Origin of the sequence: Streptomyces cyaneofuscatus (genome assembly GCF_000718135.1) — a bacterium.
Lineage (GTDB): Bacteria > Actinomycetota > Actinomycetes > Streptomycetales > Streptomycetaceae > Streptomyces > Streptomyces cyaneofuscatus.
The window spans coordinates 402,152-427,855 of sequence record NZ_JOEM01000005.1 but is presented as its reverse complement, the minus strand read 5'-3'; the positions used below and the strand labels follow the sequence as shown (position 1 = coordinate 427,855).

Genomic DNA, 25,704 nt, shown 5'->3' with positions numbered 1-25,704 from the left:
ACAGCTCTACGGCTACGCGTCGCCGCCCGCCGCACCCGGATCGGCCGCGGCCACGTCCAGGAGGTCGTAGCGGTCCAGCGCCGTCTTCAGGGCCGACCGGTCGATCTTCCCCTCCTTCGCGAGCTCGGTGAGCACCGCGAGGACGATCGACTGCGCGTCGATGTGGAAGAACCGGCGCGCCGCACCACGGGTGTCGGCGAAGCCGAAGCCGTCCGCGCCCAGCGACTGGTACGCACCGGGCACCCAGCGCGCGATCTGGTCCGGCACCGAACGCATCCAGTCCGAGACCGCCACGAACGGGCCCTCGGCCCCTTCGAGCTTCTTCGTCACGTACGGGACGCGCTGCTCCTCCTCCGGGTGGAGCAGGTTGTACCGCTCCACGTCCACGGCCTCGCGCCGCAGCTCGTTCCAGGAGGTGGCCGACCAGACGTCCGCCTTGACGTTCCACTCCTCGGCGAGGATCTTCTGCGCCTCGACGGCCCACGGGACCGCCACACCGGACGCCAGGATCTGCGCCGGGATCTCGCCCGCCTCGCCCTGCTTGAAGCGGTAGACGCCCTTGAGGATGCCGTCCACGTCGACGTTCTCGGGCTCGGCCGGGTGCTGGATCGGCTCGTTGTAGACGGTGAGGTAGTAGAAGACGTCCTCGTTGGCCTCGCCGTACATCCGGCGCAGCCCGTCCTGCATGATGTGCGCGATCTCGTACCCGAAGGCCGGGTCGTAGGCGACACAGCCCGGGTTGGTCGAGGCGAGCAGCTGCGAGTGGCCGTCCGCGTGCTGGAGGCCCTCACCGGTCAGCGTCGTACGCCCGGCGGTCGCACCCAGCACGAAACCGCGCGAGAGCTGGTCGGCCATCTGCCAGAACTGGTCACCGGTGCGCTGGAACCCGAACATCGAGTAGAAGACGTACACCGGGATCAGCGGCTCGCCGTGCGTCGCGTACGCCGAACCGGCGGCGATCAGCGAGGCCGTACAGCCCGCCTCGGAGATGCCGTCGTGCAGCATCTGGCCCGTCGGCGACTCCTTGTACGCGAGCAGCAGATCGCGGTCGACCGCCTCGTACTGCTGGCCCAGCGGGTTGTAGATCTTCGCACTCGGGAAGAACGCGTCCATGCCGAACGTGCGGTACTCATCGGGCGCGATCAGCACGAACCGCTTGCCGATCTCCTTGTCCCGCATGAGGTCCTTCAGGATGCGGACGAACGCCATGGTGGTGGCGATCGACTGCGTACCCGAACCCTTCTTCGCAGCCGCGTACGTCTTCTCCTCGGGCTGCGGCAGGGGCTTCGCACGCACCACCCGGGTCGGCACATAGCCGCCCAGACTGTTGCGGCGGTCGTGCATGTACTGGATCTCCTCCGAGTCGCGGCCCGGGTGGTAGTAGGGCGGGTAGCCCTCGTCCAGCTGCTTGTCGGTGATCGGGATGTGCAGCCGGTCGCGGAACCGCTTGAGGTCCTCGACCGTGAGCTTCTTCATCTGGTGGGTCGCGTTGCGGCCCTCGAAGTTCGGCCCCAGCGTCCAGCCCTTGACCGTCTGCGCGAGGATCACGGTCGGCTGGCCCTTGTGCGCCTTGGCCGCCGCATAGGCCGCGTAGACCTTCCTGTGGTCGTGCCCGCCGCGCCCCAGGTGCAGGATCTGCTGGTCGGTCATGTCCTTGACCATGTCGCGCAGCCGCGGGTCGTCACCGAAGAAGTGCTCGCGGATGTACGAGCCGGTCTCGGTGGCGTACGTCTGGAACTGGCCGTCCGGCGTGGTGTTCAGCTTGTTGACCAGGATGCCCGTGCGGTCCTGCGCCAGCAGCGGGTCCCAGGAGCGGTCCCAGACCAGCTTGATGACGTTCCAGCCGGCACCCCGGAACTGCGACTCCAGCTCCTGGATGATCTTGCCGTTGCCGCGCACCGGGCCGTCGAGCCGCTGGAGGTTGCAGTTGACGACGAAGGTCAGGTTGTCCAGGTTCTCGCGGGCGGCGATGGAGAGCTGGCCCAGCGACTCGGGCTCGTCCATCTCGCCGTCGCCCAGGTAGGCCCACACATGCGACTTGGAGGTGTCGGCGATGCCGCGCGCCTCCATGTAGCGGTTCATCCGCGCCTGGTAGATCGCGCCGAGCGGGCCGAGGCCCATCGAGACGGTCGGGAACTCCCAGAAGTCCGGCATCAGCCGCGGGTGCGGGTAGCTGGACAGCCCGTTCGGCGCCTTCGACTTCTCCTGGCGGAACGCGTCGAGCTGGGCCTCGCTCAGCCGGTCGAGCAGGAACGCGCGGGCGTAGATCCCCGGGGACGCGTGTCCCTGGAAGAAGATCTGGTCGCCGCCGTCGCCCTGGTCCTTGCCGCGGAAGAAGTGGTTGAAGCCCACGTCGTACAGCGAGGCGGAGGAGGCGAAGGTGGCGATGTGGCCGCCGACACCGATCCCGGGGCGCTGCGCCCGCGAGACCATCACGGCCGCGTTCCAGCGGGTCGCGTTGAGGACCTTGCGCTCGATCTCCTCGTCGCCGGGGAAGAACGGCTCGTCCTTCGTGGCGATCGTGTTCACGTAGTCCGTGCTGCGCATCTCCGGCACGGCGACACGCTTCTCCCGCGCGCGCTCGATGAGCCGGAGCATCAGGTAGCGGGCCCGCTCACGGCCTCGCTCGTCGACGGCGGCGTCGAGGGAGTCGAGCCATTCCTGGGTCTCCTCCGGATCAAAATCCGGGACCTGGCTCGGAAGGCCGCCAATGATGATCGGGTTGCGATCGGATCCGGAAGCCACACTGTTCCTTCGCTGTTCGGTGGTGCTCTGCGGGGTCTGTTACGGGGAACGTACCCCCGGGTCAACTGTGTGTGCGCCGCCTCCATCGTGCTACCGCGAGGGCCCGAACGTCATCTCTACCGTGGGGTAACCCTGAGGTTCCGAAATTTCTCCGGCGGGGCACGAGTATGGGCAGTACGCGGCGGGGTACGGGCAAACCGCAACCTTACGCCCAAGCCGTCCAAGCGTTCCCAAAGGCCGTTCGAATCCGATTGGCGGAGCGAAACGGCATAAGCTGAGGAAGGACGTAAACGGATGGGGTGACCTTGCGGAGCCCCGGAGGGACCGGCCCAGGCCCCGGAGAGACATGCCGGAGCCTGCGGTGACGTGGCAGGGAACGTCACCGTTTAGGCGGTCTCGCACGCCGGGTACTTGCGCGATTCGCCGGGCCCGTGTGGACTACGGCCTACGCCCCGCGCACGCGCGTGGCTGCAGCATTTTCCGAAGACATGATCAGGAGGCAACCCGTGAGCGCGACCGCGGACCACGCGGAGGAGCGGACCAACCCGGCAGCACGCCTGGGGTTCGAGCCCGGACAAGTGGTCCAGGAGATCGGCTACGACGACGACGTCGAGCTGGAGCTCCGTGAGGGCATTGAGGCCACTACCGGCCAGGAACTCGTCGACGAGGAGTACGACGACGTCGCAGACGTCGTCCTGCTCTGGTTCCGCGACGAGGACGGCGACCTTACGGACGCGCTGGTGGATGCCATTGGTCTGCTCGAGGACGGCGGTACGGTCTGGCTGATGACGCCGAAGACCGGCCGTGACGGATACGTCGAACCGAGCGACATCAATGAGGCTGCCCAGACGGCCGGTCTCGCCCAGACCAAGAGCATCAGCGCGGGCAAGGACTGGACGGGCAGCCGTCTGGTCACCCCCAAGGGGGCCAAGGCCAAGCGCTGAACCACTCGCTACACCACCCGGGGCCCCCGACGGCGCTGAGCCGCCGTCGGGGGCCTTCGTACGTGCTCCGGCGGCCCGTGCGTAGGGTGGGAGTCACCCGGACGGCCGGACACGTGTGAACGGACACGACGGCCACGTACGAACGGAAGCCGGGACGTGAGAGACGTGAGAAGCGACGGAAGGGCTGTGTGTTCCATGGCGATCGAGGTCGGTACCGAGGCTCCGGATTTCGAACTCAAGGACAACCACGGCCGGACCGTGCGGCTGGCGGACTTCCGCGGCGAGAAGAACGTGGTGCTGCTCTTCTACCCGTTCGCCTTCACCGGCGTCTGCACGGGTGAGCTGTGCGCGCTCCGCGACGAGCTGCCCCGCTTCGAGAACGACGACACCCAGCTGCTCGCGGTCTCCAGCGACTCCATCCACACCCTGCGCGTCTTCGCCGAGCAGGAGGGCCTCGAATACCCGCTGCTCTCCGACTTCTGGCCGCACGGCGAGACCTCGCGGGCGTACGGCGTCTTCGACGAGGACAAGGGCTGCGCGGTGCGCGGCACCTTCATCATCGACAAGGCGGGCACCGTCCGCTGGAGCGTCGTCAACGGCCTGCCGGACGCGCGTGACCTGAACGACTACATCAAGGCGCTCGAAGCGCTCTGAGACGATCTCCTGGCGGCGCCCGGCCAAAAGCCTGTTTTCGCCGGGAACCGGTCACTAGGATCCAATCGTTGATCCGATGCCAACGAACGACGGGGACGCTGGTGTCTGCCGGCCCCTGAGAAAACTACTGGAGGACTCGTGGGAGTCAGCCTCAGCAAGGGCGGCAACGTCTCGCTGACCAAGGCCGCGCCCAACCTGACCGCGGTCATCGTCGGTCTGGGCTGGGACGCCCGCACCACCACCGGCGGCGACTTCGACCTCGACGCCAGCGCGCTGCTGGCGAACGCCGAGGGCAAGGTCGCGGCGGACGGCAATTTCGTCTTCTTCAACAACCTGAAGAGCCCCGACGGCTCCGTCGAGCACACCGGTGACAACCTCACCGGCGAGGGCGAGGGCGACGACGAGGTCATCAAGGTGAACCTCGCCGGTGTCCCGGCCGACGTCGACAAGATCGTCTTCCCGGTCTCGATCTACGAGGCCGAGAGCCGTCAGCAGAGCTTCGGCCAGGTCCGCAACGCGTACATCCGCGTGGTGAACCAGGCAGACAACAGCGAGCTCGCCCGCTACGACCTGAGCGAGGACGCCTCGACGGAGACCGCGATGGTCTTCGGCGAGCTCTACCGCAACGGTGCCGAGTGGAAGTTCCGCGCCATCGGCCAGGGCTACGCCTCGGGCCTGCGCGGCATCGCGCAGGACTTCGGCGTCAACGTCTGAGGACACCGGCTGAGGGCACCGCCTGAGGGCACCGTCCGAGGACATCACGGTCCAGCATGACCGGGCGCGCGCAGCGCTCACGTACCACCCGTCCGGCGCCGCATCCCGTGCGGCGCCGGACGCGCTCAGGGGGTGTCCGGCGGATCCATGGCCGGGTCCACCCTGACCGGGCCGCCTTCGGCGCCCGACCGCGGGCGTGGAGAGCGCCCGTAAAGCGTTTCCACGACTCGGGGAGGACACACATGGGCGTCACACTCGCCAAGGGAGGCAATGTCTCCCTCTCCAAGGTCGCACCCAACCTCACGCAGGTGCTGGTCGGGCTCGGCTGGGACGCACGCTCCACCACCGGAGCCGACTTCGACCTCGACGCCAGCGCGCTGCTGTGCCGGTCGGGCCGGGTGCTCGGGGACGAGTGGTTCATCTTCTACAACAACCTCACCAGCCCCGACGGCTCCGTCGAGCACACCGGTGACAACCTGACGGGTGAGGGCGACGGCGACGACGAGTCGGTCATCGTGCGGCTCGACCAGGTCCCCGCGCACTGCGACAAGATCGTCTTCCCGGTCTCCATCCACGACGCCGACAACCGGGGCCAGGCGTTCGGGCAGGTCAGCAACGCCTTCATCCGCGTCGTCAACCAGGCCGACGGCCAGGAGCTGGCGCGCTACGACCTCAGCGAGGACGCCTCCACCGAGACCGCGATGATCTTCGGTGAGCTCTACCGCTACCAGGGCGAGTGGAAATTCCGTGCAGTCGGTCAGGGGTACGCGTCGGGGCTCCGGGGCATCGCTCTAGACTTCGGCGTCAACGTTTCGTAACGCCGCGCACGGCGCGGGGGAGCCCCGTACACACCGGGGGAGACCCTTACATAGACACGATGGGGTAGCAGTGGTCCTGAAAACCTTCGGCTGGTCGTTCGCGGTTACCGCGCTCGGCCTGGTCGCAGCCTTCTTCTACGGGGGGTGGCAAGCCTTCGGTATCGTCGCGATCCTGACGATCCTGGAGATCTCGCTGTCCTTCGACAACGCGGTGATCAACGCCGGAATCCTGAAGAAGATGAATGCCTTCTGGCAGAAAATCTTCCTCACCATCGGCATCCTGATCGCCGTCTTCGGTATGCGGCTGGTCTTCCCCGTCGTGATCGTGGCCGTGAGCGCCCAGCTCGGGCCGATCGAGGCCATCGACCTTTCCTTCAACGACCCCGAGAAGTACAAGGAACTGGTGACGGACGCCCATCCGTCGATCGCCGCCTTCGGTGGCATGTTCCTGTTGATGATCTTCCTCGACTTCATCTTCGAGGACCGTGACATCCAGTGGCTCCGCTGGATCGAGCGCCCGCTCGCCAAGCTCGGCAAGGTCGACATGCTGTCGGTCTGCGTCGCGCTGATCGTGCTGATGATCACCGCCATGACCTTCGCGACCCAGGCCCACCAGCACGGTGGCGGGCATGTGGACAAGGCCTCGACCGTGATGCTCTCGGGCATCGCGGGTCTGATCACCTACCTCGTCGTCGGCGGGCTCTCCGGATTCTTCGAGGGCAAGCTCGAAGAGGAGGAGGAGCGCGAGCACGAGGCCGAGGAGCAGGCCAAGAAGAAGGGCAAGCCCGTCACCGGGGTCGCCCTCGCCGGAAAGGCCGCGTTCTTCCTCTTCCTCTACCTGGAAGTCCTGGACGCCTCCTTCTCGTTCGACGGCGTCATCGGCGCCTTCGCCATCACCAACGAGATCGTGCTGATGGCCCTCGGCCTCGGTATCGGCGCCATGTACGTCCGTTCGCTCACCGTCTACCTGGTCCGCCAGGGCACGCTGGACGACTACGTCTACCTGGAGCACGGCGCGCACTACGCGATCGGCGCGCTCTCCGTCATCCTGCTGGTCACCATCCAGTACGAGATCAACGAGATCATCACCGGCCTGATCGGTGTCGTCCTCATCGGTCTCTCCTTCTGGTCCTCGCTCCGCCGCAACCGGGCCATCGCCGCCTCGGGCGGAGGCGACGGGGACACCGGCGGAAGTCCGGGTTCCAAGGCCGAAGTCCGCTCCGGGGTGTGACCCGGTAGGGATTGAGGAACGCTCTCTGCGGGGCGGCCCACACGGCGACGGCTCTCCGGGATTCCCCCGGACCCGGCCCGGTGGCCGCCCCGCAGTGGTGTGCAGGGCCCGCGACAGCGGGCGACAGGGTTGACAGGCGACAGGGCGAACAGGTGGGGGTTGGGATGGGATTCTTCGACGGCCTGTGGCCGGGGCGCGCGGCACAGTTCGACTCGGGCAACGGCACATCGAGCGCCATCGTGCTCTCGAAACGCAATGCCACGGTCTCGCTCAGCAAACAGGGCGCCCTCTCGGGCAACCTGAGGGTCAACCTGTCCTGGCGGATGCGTACATCGGACATCGAGGGCCGCTCGCGCCAGAGCGGCCGGCTGCGGCGCCCTCTGAAGCTCTTCCAGCCCGAGGTTGTCCAGGCGCACACCCAGGGCGTCGTCAACGTCGACCTGGACCTCGGCTGCATGTACGAGCTGAAGGACGGCACCAAGGGGGTCGTCCAGCCGCTGGGCAACCTCATCGGCGATCTGAACAGCCCGCCCTACATCCGGCTCAGCGGCGACGACCGCTTCGGCGCCCCCTCCGGGGAGACGGTCTACGTCAACCTGGACCAGCGCGACCAGTTCAAGCGGCTGCTGTTCTTCGTCTACATCTACGACCGGACGCCCGCGTTCGACCGTACGCACGCCAAGATCACGCTCTACCCGGGCAACGGCCCCCGGATCGAGATCGAACTCGACGAGCGCGCACCGCAGGCCCGCTCCTGCGCGGTGTTCACCGTGGACAACGTCAAGGACGAGCTCATCGTGCGGCGCGAGGTGAAGTTCGTGTATGGATTCCAGTCCGAGCTGGACCGGCTCTACGGCTACGGCATGCAGTGGGGGCGGGGCTACAAGTCACGGACCTGAGCCCGTCCGGACCTGAGCCCACAGGACCGGAATCGCTCAGGACCGGATGAACTGCGGCCCCTGCGGCGGCAGGACGAAGTGCGGGTCGGGCGCGTGGGCGGCGGCCGCCGCCGGCTGCGGATAGCCGTACGCGGGCGGCGCACCGGCCCCCTGCGGGTAGCCGTACGCCGGCTGGGCGTTCGCGGCGGGCTGCGGCGCGGCCACCGGAGGCACGGCCGGGGGCGCGACGGGCGGCGGGTAGCCGTAGGCGGGCTGCCGGTGCAGGACCGTGGCCTGGGAGTCGGGGTCCGGCGCGGAGGCCGTGTGCGTGGCGGCGGGATCGGAGGCGGCGTGGGCGGGCGCGTGGGCAGCGGGCGGCTGAGCGGGGCCCGGAGCGGCTCCGGACGGCTCCTCCGCACCGTCACCGGCCTCCGAATCGTCGACCGAGATCCCGAAGGCGGTGGCAAGACCGATCAGCCCGGTGGGATAGCCCTGGCCGACCGCCCGGAACTTCCATCCCTCGCCGCGCCGGTAGAGCTCCCCGCAGATGATCGCGGTCTCCTCCCCGGTCTCCGGCCGCACATCGAAGACGGCCAGCGGGTCCCCGTCGGCGAACGCCGCGTCGAAGAGGAGTATCCGCAGGTCAGGCACGCGCTGGAAGGCGTCGCCGTCGGTGGAGGCGGCGATGACGACCTGGTCCACCGACGCGTCCAGCCCGCCGAGGTCCGCCTCGACGGTGTCCGTGAGCCCCTCGGCGACACTGCGCTTCGGCAGCCGCCGGACCAGCCCGGAGGGGTGGCGGGGCTGGTTGTAGAAGACGAAGTCCTCGTCGGACCGCACACGGCCGGAGGTCCCGAGCAGCAGGGCGGAGGCGTCCACGTCGGGAACACCGGTCCCCGGGGTCCAGCGCAGCACGGCCCGTACGGCCACGGCGTCGACCGGGACGTTCGAGCCCTTCAGCATCGTGTGCGTCATGGGCGTCATCCTGCCTGCTGGCGGCACGTCCGGACAACGCGGGGGCGGCAAAGTCCCTGGCCTGTCGCGTCGGTGCCGGGCCGGAGAGGGGGAAGAGGGAGGGAAGGAGGAGGGGAGGGGGAGGGAGGAAAGAGGGCCGAACGGTACCGCGAGAAGAGGCGGCGTGAAGGGCGGGTAACCGGAAATTCATGTACATCGGGAACTGTTGACACGCGTCCGTACGTACTATTACCGGCCATACGTTGTCCGGCCGGTCAGGCAGTTCGGGGGAAACTCATGCGTCACTTCGGGTATATACCGCCCGCTGCCCGGGAGGGCCTGTTCTTCCAGGAGCCGTGTGAGTTCAGCGCGGCCTCGCCCGCGAGCCTGCTCTCCGTCGCCCTGGGCGCCACGCTCTACTCCCCGGCCACCCGGCCCACGCTGGCCGACGATGTGATGAAGCAGGCCGGGCGCGGCGTCGTCTCCATGGTGCTGTGCCTGGAGGACTCGATCGACGACGCCGAGGTGGTCGACGCCGAGGCCAACCTGGTCAGGCAGTTCGCACAGCTCGCGGAGCGGGACGCCACGGGCACCGGGCTGCCGCTCCTGTTCGTCCGGGTCCGTGAACCGGGCCAGATCACCGACCTCGTCGACCGGCTCGGCACCTCCGTCCGGATGTTGTCCGGTTTTGTACTTCCCAAATTCACCGAAGAGCGGGGAACGCTCTTCCTGGAGGCCCTGGCGGAAGCCGAAGCGGCCTGCGGACAGCGGCTGTTCGCCATGCCGGTCCTCGAATCGCCCGAGCTGCTCCACCTGGAGACGCGCGGTGAGGTCCTCCAGGGAATCGCGCGCTCCGTCGACAAGTACCGGGACCGGGTGCTCGCCCTCCGGCTCGGCGTCACCGACTTCTGCTCGGCCTACGGACTGCGCCGCGCGCCCGACATGACGGCGTACGACGTCCAGATCGTCGGCTCCGTGATCGCCGACGTGGTCAACGTGCTCGGCCGGGCCGACGGCACCGGCTTCACGATCACCGGCCCGGTCTGGGAGTACTTCCGCCGCCAGGAGCGCATGTTCAAGCCCCAGCTGCGCCGCAGCCCCTTCCTGGAGGGCAGCGCGGAGGAGCTCCGTACGGCACTGATCGAGCACGACCTCGACGGCCTGCTGCGGGAGATCGAGCTCGACCGCGCCAACGGCCTGCTCGGCAAGACCTGCATCCACCCGTCGCACGTGGCACCCGTCCACGCACTCTCCGTGGTCAGCCACGAGGAGTTCACCGACGCGCAGGACATCCTGCGGCCCGAGCGCGGAGGCGGTGGGGTGCTGCGCTCGGCGTATACGAACAAGATGAATGAAGTGAAGCCCCACCGGGCCTGGGCCGAGCGCACGCTACGGCGGGCCGAGGTCTTCGGGGTGGCGAGCGAGGACGTCGGCTTCGTGGACCTGCTGGCCGCCGGCCTGACGAAATGAGCGCGCGTGGCGGCGCGTGCCGATGACCGAGCGTAATGAGCGCGCGCCGATGAGCGGGCGTAGTGAGCGCGTACCGATGAGCGGGCGCGCCAGGAGAGAAGAGGCCGTGGACGTGGTGTGGTCGGGCGACTGGGTGGCCGAGCGGCTGGGAGTGGCCCTGGAGGGCGACGGGGAGCTCCACGAGCTGCTGGGCCTCGCCCTGCGGCGCAACCCCAAGCGGGCCCACCTGCTCGTCTCCAACGTGCTGGGCAAGCATGTGCCCCAGAAGCCCTCCGTCGTGTACGGGGCGGGGTACGGGCTCGGTGAGCGCGTACGGGCGCTCCTCGGCGCGGAGGAGGCCCGCCGCGCGGTCGTCCTCGGGTACGCGGAGACGGCCACCGGCCTCGGCCACGCCGTCGCGGACGGCCTGCGGGACGCCCCGTACCTGCACTCCACCCGGCGGCCCGTCGCGGGCGTCGCGCAGGCGGGCGGCTTCGAGGAGGCCCATTCGCACGCCACCTCGCACCTGCTGCTGCCGGAGGACCCGGAGCTGCTGGCCGGGGGAGCGGAGGCCTCCACTCTGGTGCTGGTCGACGACGAGTTCTCCACCGGCAACACCGTGCTCAACACCATCCGCGCGCTGCACGAGACGCACCCGCGCGAGCGGTACGTCATCGTCGCGCTGGTCGACATGCGCTCGGCGGGGGACCGCGACCGGCTGACCGCCTTCGCCGCCGAGATCGGCGCCCGCGTCGACCTGGTGACCCGCTCCTCGGGCACGGTCACGCTCCCCGAAGGCGTACTGGAGCGGGGGCAGGCCTTGGTCGCGGACCAGGAGGCCGAGCAGGCGGGGCGCGCCGACGAGACTGTCGCAGCCTCCGCCCCCGCCCCCGCCCCCGTCACCCGGGTCGCCCTGGACTGGCCTGCGGAGGTCCCCGACGGCGGCCGGCACGGCTTCACCCCCGCTCACCGGGCGGCGCTCGAAGCGGCGCTCCCGGGCATGGCGGAGCGGATCGCGGGCGCGCTGGACAGCGATGTCCGCCGCGTGCTCGTCCTCGGCTTCGAGGAGCTGATGTACGCGCCGCTGCGCCTGGGCACCGCCCTGGAAGCGGCCATGGGGTCCGGCGCCGAGGTCCGGTACTCCACCACCACCCGCTCGCCCGTCCTCGCCGTCGACGATCCCGGCTACGCGATACGCACCCGCCTGGTCTTCCCGGCCCACGACGACCCGGCGGACGGCCCCGGCGACCGGTACGCGTACAACGTGGCGGGAGCGGGCTTCGACGCGGTGGTCGCCGTCGTCGACTCCATCGCCGACACCCCCGAACTGCACGCCCCCGACGGCCTGCCGGCCCGCCTCGCGGCCCACACCGGCCAGGTCCTCCTCGCGGTCGTCCCCTCGTACACCCCTACACCTCTTCAGGAGCCCGCCGTGCTGCCCGAGCCCCTCCGAGGCCCCGACTTCTCCAGTTACGCGCCCGAGGACGTCGGCTGGCTGCTCCAGGACCTCTCGGACACCGAGCTGGAGGCGCCCACCGAGGAGCGCGAGGAGGCGATCCAGAGCGGCGGCGCGCACTACGCGGAGTCGCTGCCCGTGGAGTACCAGCCGAGCGCCGAGTACCAAGCCCTGTTCGCGGCCGCCCTGGACGCCTCCGCCACGCGCATCGCCCGTGCGGTGGGCACCGTCACCGAGACGGTCCTCGCCGAACGCGGACCGCGCCCGGTCCTCGTCTCGCTCGCCCGCGCCGGAACGCCCGTCGGGGTGCTGATGCGCCACTGGGCCCGCCACCGGCACGGCCTGGACCTGCCGCACTACGCGATCTCCATCGTCCGGGGCCGGGGCATCGACGCCACCGCCCTGCGCTGGCTCGCCGCCCACCACGACCCGGCCGACGTGGTGTTCGTCGACGGCTGGACGGGGAAGGGCGCGATCACCCGCGAACTGGCGGCGGCGATCGAGGAGTTCGAGGCGTCGGGCGGACCCGGCGGCTCCGCCGGTCCGGTCGGCTTCGACCCGGAGATCGCGGTGCTCGCCGACCCGGGCGGCTGCGTCCGTACGTACGGCACCCGCGAGGACTTCCTGATCCCCTCGGCCTGCCTCAACTCCACGGTCTCCGGCCTCATCTCCCGTACGGTGCTCCGCGCCGACCTGGTCGGCCCCGACGACTTCCACGGCGCGAAGTTCTACCGCGAGCTGGCGGACTCCGACGTCTCCGGCGACTTCCTGGCGGCCGTGACCGCCCGGTTCGACGAGGTGGCGGACCGGGTCGGCGCCGAGACCAAGGAGCTGCTCGCCGCCGACCGGGCCCCGACCTGGGAGGGCTGGGCGGCCGTCGAGCGGATCAGCGAGGAGTACGGCATCCACGACGTCAACCTGGTCAAGCCGGGCGTCGGCGAGACCACCCGGGTCCTGCTGCGCCGGGTCCCCTGGAAGATCCTCGCGAAGCGCGGGGCGGGCACGGACCTGACCCACATCCGGCTGCTGGCCGAACAGCGCGGCGTCCCGGTCGAGGAGGTCGACGACCTCCCGTACAGCTGTGTCGGTCTGATCCACCCCCGGTTCACGCGCGGTGCGACGGGTGCGGACGGTAAGGCGGTGCAGGGCGCATGAGCACGGCTTCTTCCACCACTCTCGTGGCGAGCGACCTCGACCGCACCCTCATCTACTCGGCGGCCGCGCTCGACCTGTCGATGCCGGACGCGGAGGCTCCGCGGCTCCTCTGCGTCGAGGTGTACGGCCACAAGCCCCTCTCGTACATGACGGAGACGGCCGCCGCCCTCCTCACCGAGGTGGCCGGCTCCACGGTCTTCGTGCCCACCACCACCCGGACCCGCGAGCAGTACCACCGCATCCATCTCCCCGGCCCCGCCCCGCAGTACGCGATCTGCGCCAACGGCGGGCACATCCTCGTCGACGGGGTCTCCGACCGGGACTGGCAGCAGCAGGTGGAGGCGCGCATCGCCGACGAGTGCGCCCCCCTCACCGAGATCCGCGCCCACCTCGCCACCACCGCCGACCCGGGCTGGCTCCTCAAGGAGCGCGTCGCCGAGAACCTCTTCGCCTATCTGGTCGTCGAACGCTCCCTGCTCCCCGAGGAGTGGGTGAAGGAGCTGGCGGTGTGGGCGCAGGAGCGGGGCTGGACCGTCTCCCTCCAGGGCCGCAAGATCTACGCGGTCCCCGTGCCGCTCACCAAGAGCGCCGCCATGAACGAGGTCGCCCGCCGCTCCGGCGCCACCCGCACCCTCGCCGCCGGGGACTCCCTCCTCGACGCCGACCTGCTGCTCGCCGCCGACCTGGGCTGGCGCCCCGGCCACGGTGAGCTGGCCGAGAACGACTGGCGCGCCCCGCACGTCGTGGCGCTGGAGGAGCGGGGCGGGGTTGCGGGGGAGGAGATCCTGCGCCGGTTCCTGGCGGCTTCGGCCGGGTGAGCGCGGGGGAGTGAATCCGGCTGCGTGAGTCCGGCCGTGTGGGCTGCGTGGGTTCGGCTGCGCGACGGCGCCGGTTGGGGAAGGCTGGGGGGCATGACCAAGGGCAACGAGACCACGATCACCCCCGAGCTGTACGCGTACATGCTGGCCCACAACCCGCCGCTGGACCCGGTCCAACGGGAGCTGGTGGAGACCACGTACGCCCGCTTCCCCGACCACGCCGGCATGGTGTCGGCCGAGGAGCAGGCGCCGCTGCTCGCCTTCCTCGTCCGGCTGGTGGGCGCCCGGCATGTGGTGGAGGTCGGCACGTTCACCGGGTTCAGCGCCCTCGCCATGGCCCAGGCGCTGCCCGCCGACGGCACGCTGATCGCCTGCGACATCTCGGAGGAGTGGACGGCGTACGGGCGTGAGGCCTGGGAGAAGGCGGGCGTCGCGGACCGGATCGACCTGCGCATCGCCCCGGCCCTGGACACCCTGCGCGCAATGCCCGCCGAGCCGCACATCGACTTCGCCTACCTGGACGCGGACAAGGGCGGCTACATCGGGTACTGGGAGGAACTGGTGCCCCGGATGCGGCAGGGTGGCGTGATCGCCGTGGACAACGTGCTCTTCCACGGCGGTGTCACGGACCCGCGGGCCACCGGGTCGACGGCGGCGATCAAGGAGTTCAACGACCACGCGAGCGCGGACGCCCGGATGGACAGCGTGCTGCTGGCGGTCTCGGACGGCCTGACGCTCGCGCGCAAGAAGTAGCGCGACCCTTTTCTGCTCTTCTTCCTGTGCTTCTGTTCTTCTTTCTGTGCGGCTGGGCTCAGCCGCAGCAGCCGCCGCCGCAGCAGCCTCCGCCCCCACCGCCGCCACCGGACGGTGCGGGTGCGGACGCGGCGGCGCCGCCCACGGCCACGGCGGAGAGCAGCTTGACCGTGTCGTCATGGCCGGCGGGGCAGGAGGCCGGGTCCGAGGACTGGGCCATGGGACGGCTGAGTTCGAACGTGTCTCCGCAGGTGCGGCAGCGGAATTCATAGCGAGGCATGGCCCCAGGCTAGAGCCATCGGCGCCCGGCGGCTACGGACTCCCGGGACTGGGCGGGACTGGGCGGGACCGTGCGGGCTCAGGCGCCGCCGCCGCGCTCCTCGCGGATGTCGGAGACGACCCGGGCGGCGGTCTGCCGCACGGCCTCGGTCTCGGTCAGGAAGTGCCAGTAGTCGGGGTGGCGGCCCTCAAGACCGGCGACGGCCCGGTCCAGCCGTGCCACCGAGTCGTCCAGGGGCCGGGCGTGCCGGGGGTCGGGCGTGTGCCGGCCGGCCATGGCGAGGCGCTGCGCGTCCCGTACGGCGAACCGGGTCCGCTCGATCTCCTGCTGCGGGTCCTTCGCCACGGCGTCCAGCCGCTGCAACCGGTCCCCGGCGGCGGAGACCGCCTCGTCCACGGCGTTGAGCAGGGCCCGGACCGTGGAGAGCCGGGACGTGGCGTCCGCCCAGCGCTGCTCGTCGCGTGCCTTCGCTGCCTCCGCGAGCTTCTCCTCCGCCTGCGTCACGTTGACGGCGGCCTGCTCCGGCACCGGCTGGAGGTCCTGCCAGCAGGCGGCCGAGAACCGGCGCCGCAGCTCGCTGAGGACCGGCTCCACCGAGCCCGCCCGCGTCGTCAGGGCCTGGGCGCGGGTCCGCAGCGACACCAGCCGGCGGTCGATCTCGGCGGCCCGCTCCGGCAGCCGCTCCGCCTCGGCCCGCAGGGCCTCCGCATCGCGCAGGACCACATCGGCCCGCTGGAGCGTCTCGGCGACCCCGTGCTTTCCCGCGCCCTGGTTCAGCTTGGTCAGCTCGGGGGCGAGGGCGGCGAGCCGGGCCGCGAGCTCATCGGCGCGCAGCCCCGCCGCCCGCACGGCATCGAGCGCGTTGCTCGCCCCGAGCAGCGCCTGCCGGGCCCGCTCCACGGCGGGGGCGAGCCGGGCGAGCTGGGTCTCCGCACTGCCCAGCAGCGTCCCGAGCCCCTGGCCGAACCGGTCCAGCTCGCCCTTGACCCGTACGAGATCGTCCTTGGCCCGGGTCAGCTCGGTGCGGGCGCTGGCGGCGACGGAGGGCTCCAGGTCGTCCCGGTCCAGATCGTGGGCGTCGACGGCGGTGATGTAGGCGTGGCTGACGTCGTCGATGCGTCGTCCCAACGCGGCGAAGTCCTCGGCCGCCTTGCGGCCGCGCGGAGAGTCGTCGACGGCGTTGATCGTCTCGATGGAGATCTTGAGGTCACGCTGGGCGGTGTCCAGCTCGTAGAAGGCCTCGGCCGCCGCGTCCCTCGCTGCCTGGGCCTCGGCACGCTGACTCTCCCCACGCCCGCCGAACCACCGCCGCGTACCGCCCCCGGCGAAGGCGGCGGGCAGCGTGGCGACGAGCAGGGGCACGGGCAGCAGCGCGAGGGCCAGAACATCCCGGAGCCCCTGCCCTGCCGGGCCTGTCCGCCTCCCCGGCGGCCTCCCGGGAGGCTTTCCGGGCGCTAGCCGCTCGCGGCTCCCGCCCCGGGCACCGGAAACGCTCTCGACGGCGGAACTCCCACCCGCTCCTGCCTCTGGCCGCGTGCGCGTCGCCGTCACATCCCTCTCCCGTGCTGTTCCGCCCCTGCCGGTACATTCTCCCACCAGGTAAGGACGAACACACGGGCCCGATAGTTCGCGGTTCTAGTTCACTGTTCGAACCTTCACTTCCCCGTTGTCGCTGCGGGCCTTCACCACATGGGCGCTGCTGTCGCTGCGCGGCACCCCGATGGCGACCTCCCCGTTGTCGGCGCTCGCGTTCACGGCGTACTTCTGTCCGCCCTGCGGCAGATCGATGACGATGCTCCCGTTGTCGCTGACGGTGTCCACCAGATCGGGCACACCGCTGAACCCCAGCCGGATCTCCCCGTTGTCCGCGCGGGCGACCACGGACTTGGTGCCTATCCGCTCGGCGAGGACGGACCCGTTGTCGCTCTTGAGGTCGAGCGGTCCGCCGGAATCCCGTACGGCGATGTCACCGTTGTCGGCGGAGAGCCGCAGCGGGGCGTCGAACCCGGTCGCGGTGATCTCCCCGTTGTCCGCGTCGGCCCTCACGGTCACCCCGCGCGGCACCTTCACCTCGTGGCGCGCGGCACAGTTGTTGATCATGGCGTCGCACTTCAGCCGAAGCGTCAGGGTGTCGTTCTCCATCTTCCAGACGGGATCGGGCCCACTCCCCAGCACCACCCACCCGTCGACCTGCCGCTCCACCTCGACCTCGTCCACATCGGCCGGCACAAGGGTCACGGTCGAGTCCTCGGCGTCGATGGTCAGCGTCTTCCCCTGCAACGCGAACGACTTGCGCTCCACCGGCGCGTCATCGACGTCGGCACCCCCGCACCCGGAGAGAGCCAGCGCGAGCAGCGCGACCCCGCCGCCCACGGCGATTACGCGTCCGGGGACCCCGCCGCGCTTGCGGGTCGGTGCGCTGGTACGGATGTCCACGATGATCGGTCCCCCAGGAAGTACAGCCGGACGGTGCCACCGGTCGTCGCTGCCGGTGTCCGGTGTACTGCCAACCGTATGCACCGGGGCCCGGTCAGCGGCATCCGGAGAGCTACCGTCTCGGGGGTGGGGTTATCCCCCCCCGCTCGACCCAGCCTTTGCCCCCAGCCCCCGCCCCAGCCCCCGCCCCAGCCCCCGCAGCTCGGGGCTCGTATCGGTTTAGGAGCAGGGGGCCCGGCCCATGTACGCTGTTGCCTCATCCACGGGTGCGTAGCTCAGGGGTAGAGCGCTGCTCTTACAAAGCAGATGTCGGCGGTTCGAAACCGTCCGCGCCCACCAGACCAGAACGCCCCCCGCAGCGAGCCGCTGCGGGGGGCGTCGACGGTAGTGAAGGACGGCAGCCCCCGCAGCGTTTGCTGGTCCGGACCCCGATACCGCTGCACCGATATCCAGCCCCTCCAGCCCCGACGGCTTCCAGCTGCATGTTTTCGTACTGTTATCACGCCAAGTGTGAGGCACGCGAGCAGCTCGGTTAACGTGCGATGGCTTGGAGTTGACCAGCACGTTGTAGAGGGGCGTTACCCATGGCACAGTCTCTCGCCGATCTCACATCGGCAGGAGCGCGAAGGACCTTGCGGTTCTTTCCCGAGAGCTCGCAGGCGGAGCGCGAGGAGTTGCGTGCCACGGCGCGGGAACTGCTCGACACGCACGGTGAGAAGGTCCTCACCGGCCTCCGTCCGGCCGAGCGTGTCATGTGGTACCTCGCTTCCGAAGGGCGTGCCGAGGATCTGGTCGAGGTGGTCCGGGGGCAGCGCAGGGACCCGGGCGCCTTCCTCGTGACAGGTGCCCGGCGGCCACGGCTGGTGCTGCCGGGCCTGCGAAGCCTTGCGCTGCCGGACCGGATAACCGCGCTCGAACGTCGTGACCTGCCGGTGACGGCGCAGCTCACCTCGGTCGAGTGGCGCGGCGACGATCTGGTGTGGGGAGGGTACGCGTTCGTCGCGAACCTGCCGCGTCCGTCGGGCCGGGTCGGCCGGTTCGCGGTGCTGAAGAACGGAAAGACCGGGCGCCTCATCAAGCTGCGCCTGCGCCGTACCAAGAACGAGCAGGCCACCGTCGCCTCCGGGCAGGCGCTCCACTGCTACGACCGGACAGGCTTCGAGGTCGTCGTCTCCGCCCGTCGGCTGCGCGAGCTCGCCGGGCGCGGTGCCGGTCAGTGGTTCCTCCACATCGGGATACCGGGGCCGGGCGGGATCCACACCGCGCGGGTGCGCCAGCGCGACGCGGGCACGGCCGGGCACAACCAGGTGCGTCACCTGGCGGACGGCTCCCGTCTCGTGGTCGGCTTCACCAAGAATGCCGTGAGCATCACCGTTCAGCAGCCTCCGGTCGAGGTCGAGTCCTGCACCGTGGTGGACGGCGAACTGGTGCTGGTCGCCAGGGCGCGGAGTGGCGCCGAGGTCCCCACCGCCGTGAGCGTCGTCGAGGGCGACACCGGGTTCGAGAGCCCGCTCACCCCCTTGTCCGGCTCGTCCGGCCCGTCCGGTTCCGCTGGTGGCTTCCGGCGCTACCGAGCGGTGTTCAGCCTTGACCGGCTGGCCGCGAACGACCCGTCGGGAATCAAGTCCCGCCCCTTCAAGGTGGCCTTGAAGGGAGCCGACGGGCAGGACCGGGAGGCCCTCCTCGCCGAGGACTTCACGACCGGCCGGCACGGGCTTGCGCCCGGCCGTGAACTGTCCGTTCACCGCGACGAGCGTGGCCGGCTGATGCTGGCGACGCGACCCGTCCGACCCATCGTCGACGCGATGACCGTGACGGCGGCGGGAGAGCTGGTGATCGAGGGTACGTATCCCGGTGAGGAGGCGGCCAAGAAGAAGGTCGTCCTGCGGCACGGCGTCCGCCTGGAGGAGAAGGAGCTGCCGGTCGAGATCGCCGACGGGCGGTTCACGGTCCGGATCGAGCCCGAGGCGGCCCCTCAGGTGAGCGGCCCGGAGCTTCCCCTGTGCCCCGGCCGTTGGTATCTGTTCTTCCGCGATGTGGACGCCTGGGACAAGTCCAGGGACATCCCCGTGACCTTGCGCCCGGAGCAGGTGGGGGAGCTTCCTCTGCGCTTCACTGGCCCGCAGCGCGCCGGTGGGCAGCCGCGCGCCTTCACCGTGGACCGCCGCGAATTCGACCGCATCTTCATCGAGCCGGAACGGATGCTCGGCCCCGATGAGCACGGCGCCTACCGGCAGCGCATTCTGCGCGAGGAGTACTTCCAGCAGCAGCGTGAGCTCCCGTTGCGTGACGCGGTGCTCTACCTGAGTCTCGGGGGCAAGCAGTTCTCGGATTCGCCGCGGTCGGTCCATGAGGAACTGGTGCGCCGGGGAGTGCCGGTCGAGCACATCTGGATCCAGGACTCGGGGCTGCCGGAGATGCCTCCGGAGGCGCGGGTGGTGGGCTGGGGCAGCCGCGAGTGCTACGAGGCACTGGCGCGCAGCCGTTACGTCGTCGTCAACACGGCGATCGGCGACTGGTTCGTCACCCGTCCCGGGCAGAAGGTCGTGCAGACCTGGCACGGCACACCGCTGAAGAAGATCGGCGCGGACCTGCTCGGCTCTCCCAAGTCGAACCCCGCCTATATCGCCAGCCTGCCGCACAGCTACCGGCAGTTCGACTTCGTGGTGTCGCCGAACGCGTACACCACGGAGATCATGAGCAGGGCGTACTACATCGAAGGAGGCATGTTCGAGAGCGGTTATCCGCGCAACGACGTCTTCTACGCGCCCGACCGCGAGGAGCGGGCGGCGCGGGTCAGGGAGCGGCTCGGTCTGCCCGAGGGCAAGAAGGTGGTGCTGTACGCGCCTACCTGGCGGGAGGACCAGCGGCACGCGAGCAAGCTGTACAAGCTGGATCTGCGGATCGACCTGGCCGCCGCGCAGGCCGAGCTCGGTGACGATCACGTGCTGCTCTTCCGTAAACACCCGAAGGTCCATGGCAGCGTGCCGGGTGCCGGCCGGGGCTTCGTCTGGGATGTGACCCGCTATCCGGACATCGCCGATCTGTATCTGGTCGCCGATGTGCTGATCACCGACTACTCCTCGGCGCTCTTCGACTTCGCGCACTCGGACAAGCCGATGCTCTTCTTCACCTACGACCTGGAGCACTACCGGGACACGTTGCGTGGCCTGTACTTCGACTTCACCACCCGGGCTCCCGGGCCGCTGCTGAAGACCTCCGAGGAGCTGGTCAAGGCCCTGCGCGACGTCGATGCCGTCGAGGCGGAGTACCGGGAGAAGTACGCCCAGTTCAAGCGGGACTTCTGCGAGCCCGGGGACGGTCTCGCGACAGCGCGGGTCGTGGACCGCATGCTCGCCGGCGGACCGCACGCCGCAGGCTCGACCGACGGCTGAGCGTGGGGTGCGGTCGTGCGGTGCGCGTGTCGTCCCCGCGTGCGCCTGACCACCTCTCTTCCCGCCCTGCTCGGCCACCTCTCCTCCCGCCCTGCCCGGCCTCCGTGGTGAACGGAGTGTCCGGGCAGGGCGCACACTGGCGGTATGGCCCTACCCAGAACGCATCACTGCTCGGCCTGTTCGGACGGCACCGCACCTGGTGATGTCCTCCACGAGGACCTCGTGGTCGGGGCGCCCCTGTCCATGGAGGAACTCACCGACGCGCAGCGTCTCGACCGGTTCGCGCTCAAGTACGCCCACGACGGTTGCCAGGTCAGAGAGGTCCGGAAGGTCCCGCACGACACCTTGAGCGGTTACGCCTGGTCGGTCCGCTTCAGCGAGGGTTCGTGACCGAGAACAGTCGTGGCGATGCGTACGTACCGCCTCCTGAGCAGGAAGCGGTACGGAAGCGGCTCCTGGCGGAACACGCCGACACGAGCGAGCGCATGGCGGCGCTGACCCGTGACTTCGAGGCGATCGTCGAGGCGAACGCCCTGGTGGCCGTCGACGACGAGCATGACCCCGAGGGGTCGAGCACCGCTTTCGAGCGGGCCCATGTCGCCTCCCTGCTGGCGCAGGCGCGTGAGCACCTGGCCGAGCTGGACCTGGCCGTGGAACGGCTGGCGAGCGGCGCCTACGGTCGCTGCGAGGTGTGCGGAGAGCCCATTCCGGCCGCCCGGCTGGAGGTACGCCCGGCGGCCACGACCTGTGTCGGCTGCGCGGGGCGTACACCATGATGGGCGCTGGAAAGCAGCGCGGCGCCGGCGGCGCCCCTGCGGCTGCGGGCACGCTGCAACGTGACGGGGAGAGACACAGCCATGGGGCAGACCCTTGCGGAGATCCTGGACGGGGCCGCGCGCGGCCGGTTTCCGGCGCCTGACGGACGTACCACCGTGGTGGAGGCGCCGAGCGGGCGGGACAGTGGCGTGATCGCCTTCACCGCGCACTCGGTGGTGTTCACCGACGAGGACCCCGCGTGGGTCCACGCGACCCTGGCGTCCCTGGAGTGCGATGCGCTGGCGGCCACCATGCATCCGCGGTTCCTGCACGCGTTCCTGGAGCGGACCGGCCGGACCACCGACACGATCGACCTCCTCACGGTCGCGCCCGCTCTCCCCGGCGATCCTCCGCTGGAGCTGCGGGAGATCACCGACCCGGTGCATCCCCGGGTCATGAGCGCGCGCAGGCGGCGGGACGGGGTGCGGATGTGGGCGGTCGACGGTGGGGTGCTGGTCCTCGGGCGCGGGGTGGCGGGGCGCTGGGAAGCGGCCGTCGAACTCGACGAGGACGCCCGGCACCGGGGCCTGGGGCGGGCCCTGGCCACCGCCGCCCGGCATCTGGTGCCCGACGGTGAGCCCCTCTGGTCCCAGCAGGCCGCGGGGAATGCGCGCAGCATCAGGGCGTTCCAGGCCGCCGGGTTCCGGCCGGTGGGCTCGGAGGCGTTGCTGCTCGACCGGTACCGGTAGGGGATCTTGCCCGTCGCGCCTCCCGGGATGCGCTCCCGCGACCCCCAAGGCACCGTGAAGACATGGCCGCGCACCCGCCTGTGATCGTCTATCCGCCCTCCGCGACCGGAGGGCGGCGGGTCACCGTGCACGGGCAGATCGTGGGGCTCGCGCACGGGCGGGGCGAGGTGGCCGCGTTGCTGCGGGCCGCCGGGTTCGCGCCGGGGCCGGACGAGGCCGTCGAGCTGGACCGGCCGGGGCTGATCGAATGGCGCGGCGGCGACCTCGACACATGGGAGTGAGCCCGTGACACGGGGGAGTGAGCCCGTGACACGGGGGAGTGAGCCCGTGACACGTGGGAGTGAGCCCGTGACACGTGGGAGTGAGCCCATCAGCCGTCACCCGAACGGGTGCGTCCAAGTGGCTCACCGGCCAGGCCTCAGGGAACGTCGAATCTGATCTGCACGCACTATCAGTGCAGGTCAGGACCGCAGGCACCGGTGCCTGCCCCGGCCAAGGAGTCCCCATGTCCCAGCCCAGCGCACCCACCCCCGACAGCACCTCCCGACCCGCCGCCGCATCCGGGGCCGACTCCGGTAACCCGTGGGCAGGCGGCGGGACGCTGTTCGCCGGTTTCCTGCTCCTCGTCGACGGTGTCCTCGGAGTGATCAAGGGCGTCGCGGGGATCGCCACCAACGATGTGTACGCGGCGGTCAACGACTACGTCTTCAAGTTCAACGTCACCACCTGGGGATGGATCCACCTCATCCTCGGCGTCGTCCTGATCTTCGTCGGCTGGGGCATCCTCAAGGGCGCGACCTGGGCCCGGGCCGTGGGCATCGCCCTCGTCTCCCTGAACCTGATCGCCAACTTCATGTGGCTCCCGTACACGCCGATCTGGGCCATCGTCACCATCGCCATCGACGTCTTCATCATCTGGGCCCTGTGCACCGACCGCTCCGACCCGGCGGTCTGACGTGGCGGAGACCACCGAGACGTCACCCGACAGCGCCGGGGTGGACCTCGTGGACCTCGCCGCCGAGGCGTACGTCTACGGATATCCCCTGGTCTACGACCTCTCCATGGTCGGGACCTCGCTCCGTGACGGGTTCGGCGCGCTGGCGGCCGCGCCCTTCAACCGGTTCGCCCACTCCGAGCGCCTCGCCGACCACCGTACGGAGTTCGTCTCCGTCAACAACGACACCGTCTACTCCATCGCCCAGCTCGACCTGTCCGGCGGGCCGCTGCGCCTCCATGTCCCCGACAGCGGCGGCGCGTACTACGTGCTCCAGTTCGTCGACGCCTGGACGGACAACTTCGCGTACGTCGGCCGCCGCGCCACCGGTACCGGCGAGGGGGAGTGGCTGGTCGTGCCGCCCGGCTGGGCGGGCAGCGTCCCCGACGGCGTACGCGGGGTCATCGACGCGCCCACCTCCGTGGTGACCGTGGCGGGACGTTACGCCTGCGACGGCCCGGGCGACCTGCCGCGCGTCCGGGCGCTCCAGGAGCGGCTCACCCTCGCCCCGCTCGACGGCCGGCCTCACCGCACCGGGCTGCCCGCGCCCGAACCCGGCGTACCGGAGGAGCTGCGGTTCTTCGAGGAGCTGCGGGTGTGGATGGCCGACTTCCCGCCGTCCGCGGCCGACCAGGCGTACCAGGACCGGTTCCAGCCGTTGGGGCTGCTGGAGGAGGGGCCCTCGCCGTACGCCGCCGCCGGCCCGGCCCTCGTCGACGCGCTGACGAAGGGGCTGGAGCGGGGGCGGGCCCGGGTCGAGGGGGTCAGCCGCGCCGGGACGGGTGGCGGGGGCGGGAGGCCGGGGAGTTGGAACGCGGACCCGCACCTGTTCGACTACAACCTGGACCACTTCGGCGTCGGCACCATCGACTCGCCGCAGTGGCGGATCGCCGACCGGGAGGCCTCCTACCTGGCCCGCGCGGTGGCGGCCCGGATCGGGCTGTGGGGGAATCACGGGTACGAGGCGGTGTACGCCCAGACCTTCCAGGACAGCGAGGGGCGGCAGCTGAACGGGGCGCACTCCTATGTCCTGCGCTTCCCGGAGCCGCCGCCGGTCGAGTCGTTCTGGTCGGTGACCATGTACAGCACCCCGGACTACTACCTCGTGGACAACCCGGCCGGCCGGTACTCGATCGGGGACCGTACGCCCGGCCTCGTCCACGCGGACGACGGCTCGCTCACCCTGTACCTCTCCCACGACCGGCCCGCCGACCCGGCCCGGGCGGCGAACTGGCTTCCCGCGCCCGCCGGGGACTTCCGGCCCATGCTGCGGCTGTACACGCCGGGGGCCGCCGTCCTCGACGGGAGTTACGAGATTCCCGCCGTCGAGCGGGACGGGGAGTGAGGGCCGGTCGCCAGGAGGCCGGACGCCGGGCCGTTGTCAGTGGCGCGGTCCACACTGGAGTCATGTGCCGCAGTATCAAGACCCTTCGCCCGCCCGCCCTCCCCGAAGAGGCCACCGAGGAGGACATGCGGGCCGCAGCCCTTCAGTACGTACGCAAGGTGTCCGGCTTCCGCGCGCCCGCCGCGCACAACCGGGAGGTGTTCGACCGTGCCGTCGACGAGATCACCGAGGCCACGATGAAGCTCCTGGACGGCCTGGAGATACGGGGCGCCGCCGCCCGGAGCACCGTCGAGGGCTGAGACGACCCGGTCAACGCCGCGAATGGCTCAGGGGGAGACCGGCGCCGGTGATGTGACGGGGGCGGGGGCGTTCGGCCGGCTGGGTACGGCGCCGGGCTCGGCGCCGGGCGCGGTGTCCTGTTGGGCGGGCCGGGTCCCGGTGTCCGGAGCCACCGGCCCTGCCGCCGGGTCGGAGGGGTTTTGGAGCGGATCCGCCGCGGCCGCCGCCGCGTTCCGCTCGGCAGCCGGGCGCTTCACGAGGAACGCGGCCAGCGCGCCCGCCATGAAGAGGGCCAGCACCGAGACGGCCGTCCCGAACCAGGTCGACCCGAGCCACCGGCCCCCGAAGTAGCCGAGCCCCACGCTGTAACCCGCCCAGGTCAGGCCCGCCACGGCGGACCAGGGGAGGAAGTCCCGCTTCCGGCGGTGGGCGGCGCCTGCGCCGAGCGAGACCACCGAGCGGCCCGCGGGGGCGAACCGGGCGATGATCACCAGCGCCCCGCCGCCCCGGCTCAGTGCCGCGCCGAGACGTTCCTGCGCCTTGGTGAGACGGCGGGAGCGCGCGATCGCCCGGTCCAGCCGGTCGCCACCGCGCCAGGCGAGGCGGTACGCGACGAGGTCGCCGAGCACCGAGGCGGTGGCCGCGCAGAGGATGAGGACGACGAGCGAGGGCACTTCACCGGTCGCGTCCCCCGAACCGTTGACGCCGGTCGAGCCCGCGGCGGCCGCGGTGGCGGCGGTGATCACGAGGACACCGCTGGGCAACAGGGGGAGAAAGACGTCCAGGAGCACCGAGACGGCGACCACCACGTAGATCCATGGGCTGCTGGTCAGTGCGCCCACACTCTCAAGCACCCGTCTACTCCCCGATCATGTCAACGCCGCGACGTCGCAGGGGAGCG

General features: G+C 70.5%; 24 protein-coding genes and 1 tRNA gene. 19 read left to right on the top strand and 6 right to left on the bottom strand.

Going from position 1 to position 25,704, the window contains the following annotated elements; genetic code table 11:
• Window positions 1-12 precede the first annotated feature (12 nt).
• Complete coding sequence (gene aceE / locus IF17_RS0111000) at window positions 13-2,745, bottom strand: pyruvate dehydrogenase (acetyl-transferring), homodimeric type (RefSeq protein WP_030564651.1); 2,733 nt, start codon at window positions 2,743-2,745, stop codon at window positions 13-15.
• A gap of 506 nt (window positions 2,746-3,251) precedes the next feature.
• Between aceE and IF17_RS0110995 the strand changes: the two genes are divergently transcribed.
• The 6 genes from IF17_RS0110995 (at window position 3,252) to IF17_RS0110970 (ending at window position 8,005) form a co-directional block, all read left to right on the top strand.
• Entirely contained in the window at window positions 3,252-3,689 is a 438-nt protein-coding gene (locus IF17_RS0110995) for a DUF3052 domain-containing protein (protein ID WP_030564649.1), read from the top strand.
• Window positions 3,690-3,884: 195 nt separating this feature from the next.
• The gene (locus IF17_RS0110990; RefSeq protein WP_030564647.1) at window positions 3,885-4,343 is read left to right on the top strand and encodes a peroxiredoxin; all 459 of its coding nucleotides are present in this window, start codon (window positions 3,885-3,887) and stop codon (window positions 4,341-4,343) included.
• Window positions 4,344-4,481: 138 nt separating this feature from the next.
• Entirely contained in the window at window positions 4,482-5,057 is a 576-nt protein-coding gene (locus IF17_RS0110985; RefSeq protein WP_018511706.1) for a TerD family protein, read from the top strand.
• A 242-nt stretch (window positions 5,058-5,299) separates the two neighbouring features.
• Window positions 5,300-5,875, top strand: coding sequence for a TerD family protein (locus tag IF17_RS0110980; RefSeq protein ID WP_018511707.1), 576 nt, complete (start codon window positions 5,300-5,302; stop codon window positions 5,873-5,875).
• A 70-nt stretch (window positions 5,876-5,945) separates the two neighbouring features.
• Window positions 5,946-7,106, top strand: a complete 1,161-nt coding sequence (locus IF17_RS0110975; protein WP_030564645.1) for a DUF475 domain-containing protein — start codon at window positions 5,946-5,948, stop codon at window positions 7,104-7,106.
• 164 nt (window positions 7,107-7,270) lie between these two features.
• On the top strand, window positions 7,271-8,005 hold the full coding sequence (locus IF17_RS0110970; RefSeq protein ID WP_030564643.1) for a TerD family protein: 735 nt from the start codon (window positions 7,271-7,273) through the stop codon (window positions 8,003-8,005).
• Between the two features lie 36 nt (window positions 8,006-8,041).
• Here the strand turns inward: IF17_RS0110970 and IF17_RS0110965 are convergent, their stop codons facing one another.
• Window positions 8,042-8,968 (bottom strand): TerD family protein, encoded by a 927-nt coding sequence (locus IF17_RS0110965; protein ID WP_030564641.1) that lies wholly within the window; start codon window positions 8,966-8,968, stop codon window positions 8,042-8,044.
• Window positions 8,969-9,235: 267 nt separating this feature from the next.
• On the opposite strand from IF17_RS0110965, the gene IF17_RS0110960 reads away from it, so the two are divergent.
• The 4 genes from IF17_RS0110960 (at window position 9,236) to IF17_RS0110945 (ending at window position 14,569) form a co-directional block, all read left to right on the top strand.
• Window positions 9,236-10,408 (top strand): HpcH/HpaI aldolase/citrate lyase family protein, encoded by a 1,173-nt coding sequence (locus IF17_RS0110960; RefSeq protein ID WP_030564638.1) that lies wholly within the window; start codon window positions 9,236-9,238, stop codon window positions 10,406-10,408.
• 76 nt (window positions 10,409-10,484) lie between these two features.
• Complete coding sequence (locus tag IF17_RS0110955; protein WP_030564636.1) at window positions 10,485-12,998, top strand: phosphoribosyltransferase; 2,514 nt, start codon at window positions 10,485-10,487, stop codon at window positions 12,996-12,998.
• A complete protein-coding gene (locus IF17_RS0110950; protein ID WP_030564634.1) occupies window positions 12,995-13,816 on the top strand; it encodes an HAD family hydrolase in 822 nt (273 codons plus the stop codon). Before IF17_RS0110955 ends, IF17_RS0110950 begins: the two co-directional genes overlap by 4 nt.
• Before the next feature lie 93 nt (window positions 13,817-13,909).
• Window positions 13,910-14,569 (top strand): O-methyltransferase, encoded by a 660-nt coding sequence (locus IF17_RS0110945; RefSeq protein ID WP_018511714.1) that lies wholly within the window; start codon window positions 13,910-13,912, stop codon window positions 14,567-14,569.
• A 58-nt stretch (window positions 14,570-14,627) separates the two neighbouring features.
• Here IF17_RS0110945 and IF17_RS0110940 read toward each other — a convergent pair whose 3' ends face one another.
• The 3 genes from IF17_RS0110940 to IF17_RS0110930 form a co-directional block, all read right to left on the bottom strand.
• The gene (locus tag IF17_RS0110940; protein WP_026241426.1) at window positions 14,628-14,849 is read right to left on the bottom strand and encodes an FmdB family zinc ribbon protein; all 222 of its coding nucleotides are present in this window, start codon (window positions 14,847-14,849) and stop codon (window positions 14,628-14,630) included.
• Between the two features lie 78 nt (window positions 14,850-14,927).
• A complete protein-coding gene (locus IF17_RS0110935; protein WP_244890455.1) occupies window positions 14,928-16,232 on the bottom strand; it encodes a hypothetical protein in 1,305 nt (434 codons plus the stop codon).
• A 252-nt stretch (window positions 16,233-16,484) separates the two neighbouring features.
• Window positions 16,485-17,285 carry a DUF4097 family beta strand repeat-containing protein gene (locus IF17_RS0110930; RefSeq protein WP_030564629.1) on the bottom strand — a complete coding sequence of 267 codons (801 nt, stop codon included), beginning with the start codon at window positions 17,283-17,285 and terminating at the stop codon, window positions 16,485-16,487.
• A 264-nt stretch (window positions 17,286-17,549) separates the two neighbouring features.
• Here IF17_RS0110930 and IF17_RS0110925 point away from each other — a divergent pair.
• From IF17_RS0110925 to IF17_RS0110885, 9 genes are all read left to right on the top strand, one after another.
• Window positions 17,550-17,624 (top strand) — tRNA-Val (locus tag IF17_RS0110925).
• 245 nt (window positions 17,625-17,869) lie between these two features.
• Window positions 17,870-20,680 (top strand): CDP-glycerol glycerophosphotransferase family protein, encoded by a 2,811-nt coding sequence (locus tag IF17_RS0110920; protein WP_030564627.1) that lies wholly within the window; start codon window positions 17,870-17,872, stop codon window positions 20,678-20,680.
• A 144-nt stretch (window positions 20,681-20,824) separates the two neighbouring features.
• Window positions 20,825-21,070: a hypothetical protein gene (locus IF17_RS0110915; RefSeq protein WP_051883947.1), complete on the top strand. Its 246-nt coding sequence runs from the start codon at window positions 20,825-20,827 to the stop codon at window positions 21,068-21,070.
• A gap of 95 nt (window positions 21,071-21,165) precedes the next feature.
• On the top strand, window positions 21,166-21,456 hold the full coding sequence (locus IF17_RS0110910) for a TraR/DksA family transcriptional regulator (RefSeq protein ID WP_373036919.1): 291 nt from the start codon (window positions 21,166-21,168) through the stop codon (window positions 21,454-21,456).
• Window positions 21,457-21,537: 81 nt separating this feature from the next.
• Window positions 21,538-22,185, top strand: a complete 648-nt coding sequence (locus IF17_RS1000000138465) for a GNAT family N-acetyltransferase (protein WP_030564622.1) — start codon at window positions 21,538-21,540, stop codon at window positions 22,183-22,185.
• Window positions 22,186-22,247: 62 nt separating this feature from the next.
• Complete coding sequence (locus IF17_RS0110900; RefSeq protein ID WP_030564620.1) at window positions 22,248-22,466, top strand: hypothetical protein; 219 nt, start codon at window positions 22,248-22,250, stop codon at window positions 22,464-22,466.
• A 224-nt stretch (window positions 22,467-22,690) separates the two neighbouring features.
• A complete protein-coding gene (locus tag IF17_RS0110895; RefSeq protein WP_030564618.1) occupies window positions 22,691-23,140 on the top strand; it encodes a DUF7144 family membrane protein in 450 nt (149 codons plus the stop codon).
• A gap of 1 nt (window position 23,141) precedes the next feature.
• The gene (locus tag IF17_RS0110890; protein ID WP_051883946.1) at window positions 23,142-24,524 is read left to right on the top strand and encodes a DUF1254 domain-containing protein; all 1,383 of its coding nucleotides are present in this window, start codon (window positions 23,142-23,144) and stop codon (window positions 24,522-24,524) included.
• A gap of 62 nt (window positions 24,525-24,586) precedes the next feature.
• Window positions 24,587-24,823, top strand: a complete 237-nt coding sequence (locus IF17_RS0110885) for a DUF2277 domain-containing protein (RefSeq protein ID WP_030564607.1) — start codon at window positions 24,587-24,589, stop codon at window positions 24,821-24,823.
• Window positions 24,824-24,850: 27 nt separating this feature from the next.
• Here IF17_RS0110885 and IF17_RS0110880 read toward each other — a convergent pair whose 3' ends face one another.
• Window positions 24,851-25,657: a DedA family protein gene (locus IF17_RS0110880; protein WP_030564605.1), complete on the bottom strand. Its 807-nt coding sequence runs from the start codon at window positions 25,655-25,657 to the stop codon at window positions 24,851-24,853.
• Window positions 25,658-25,704 lie beyond the last annotated feature (47 nt).

What these genes read in the sequence shown, in the direction of transcription:
- IF17_RS0110950 (WP_030564634.1), top strand. Translation starts at nt 12,995, where the DNA reads ATGAGCACGGCTTCTTCCACCACTCTCGTGGCGAGCGACCTCGACCGC.
- IF17_RS1000000138465 (WP_030564622.1), top strand. Translation starts at nt 21,538, where the DNA reads ATGGGGCAGACCCTTGCGGAGATCCTGGACGGGGCCGCGCGCGGCCGG.
- IF17_RS0110895 (WP_030564618.1), top strand. Translation starts at nt 22,691, where the DNA reads ATGTCCCAGCCCAGCGCACCCACCCCCGACAGCACCTCCCGACCCGCC.
- IF17_RS0110920 (WP_030564627.1), top strand. Translation starts at nt 17,870, where the DNA reads ATGGCACAGTCTCTCGCCGATCTCACATCGGCAGGAGCGCGAAGGACC.
- IF17_RS0110910 (WP_373036919.1), top strand. Translation starts at nt 21,166, where the DNA reads ATGGCGGCGCTGACCCGTGACTTCGAGGCGATCGTCGAGGCGAACGCC.
- IF17_RS0110885 (WP_030564607.1), top strand. Translation starts at nt 24,587, where the DNA reads ATGTGCCGCAGTATCAAGACCCTTCGCCCGCCCGCCCTCCCCGAAGAG.
- IF17_RS0110940 (WP_026241426.1), bottom strand. Translation starts at nt 14,849, where the DNA reads ATGCCTCGCTATGAATTCCGCTGCCGCACCTGCGGAGACACGTTCGAA.
- IF17_RS0110945 (WP_018511714.1), top strand. Translation starts at nt 13,910, where the DNA reads ATGACCAAGGGCAACGAGACCACGATCACCCCCGAGCTGTACGCGTAC.
- IF17_RS0110970 (WP_030564643.1), top strand. Translation starts at nt 7,271, where the DNA reads ATGGGATTCTTCGACGGCCTGTGGCCGGGGCGCGCGGCACAGTTCGAC.
- IF17_RS0110965 (WP_030564641.1), bottom strand. Translation starts at nt 8,968, where the DNA reads ATGACGCCCATGACGCACACGATGCTGAAGGGCTCGAACGTCCCGGTC.
- IF17_RS0110955 (WP_030564636.1), top strand. Translation starts at nt 10,485, where the DNA reads ATGAGCGGGCGCGCCAGGAGAGAAGAGGCCGTGGACGTGGTGTGGTCG.
- IF17_RS0110990 (WP_030564647.1), top strand. Translation starts at nt 3,885, where the DNA reads ATGGCGATCGAGGTCGGTACCGAGGCTCCGGATTTCGAACTCAAGGAC.
- IF17_RS0110960 (WP_030564638.1), top strand. Translation starts at nt 9,236, where the DNA reads ATGCGTCACTTCGGGTATATACCGCCCGCTGCCCGGGAGGGCCTGTTC.
- IF17_RS0110915 (WP_051883947.1), top strand. Translation starts at nt 20,825, where the DNA reads ATGGCCCTACCCAGAACGCATCACTGCTCGGCCTGTTCGGACGGCACC.
- IF17_RS0110980 (WP_018511707.1), top strand. Translation starts at nt 5,300, where the DNA reads ATGGGCGTCACACTCGCCAAGGGAGGCAATGTCTCCCTCTCCAAGGTC.
- IF17_RS0110900 (WP_030564620.1), top strand. Translation starts at nt 22,248, where the DNA reads ATGGCCGCGCACCCGCCTGTGATCGTCTATCCGCCCTCCGCGACCGGA.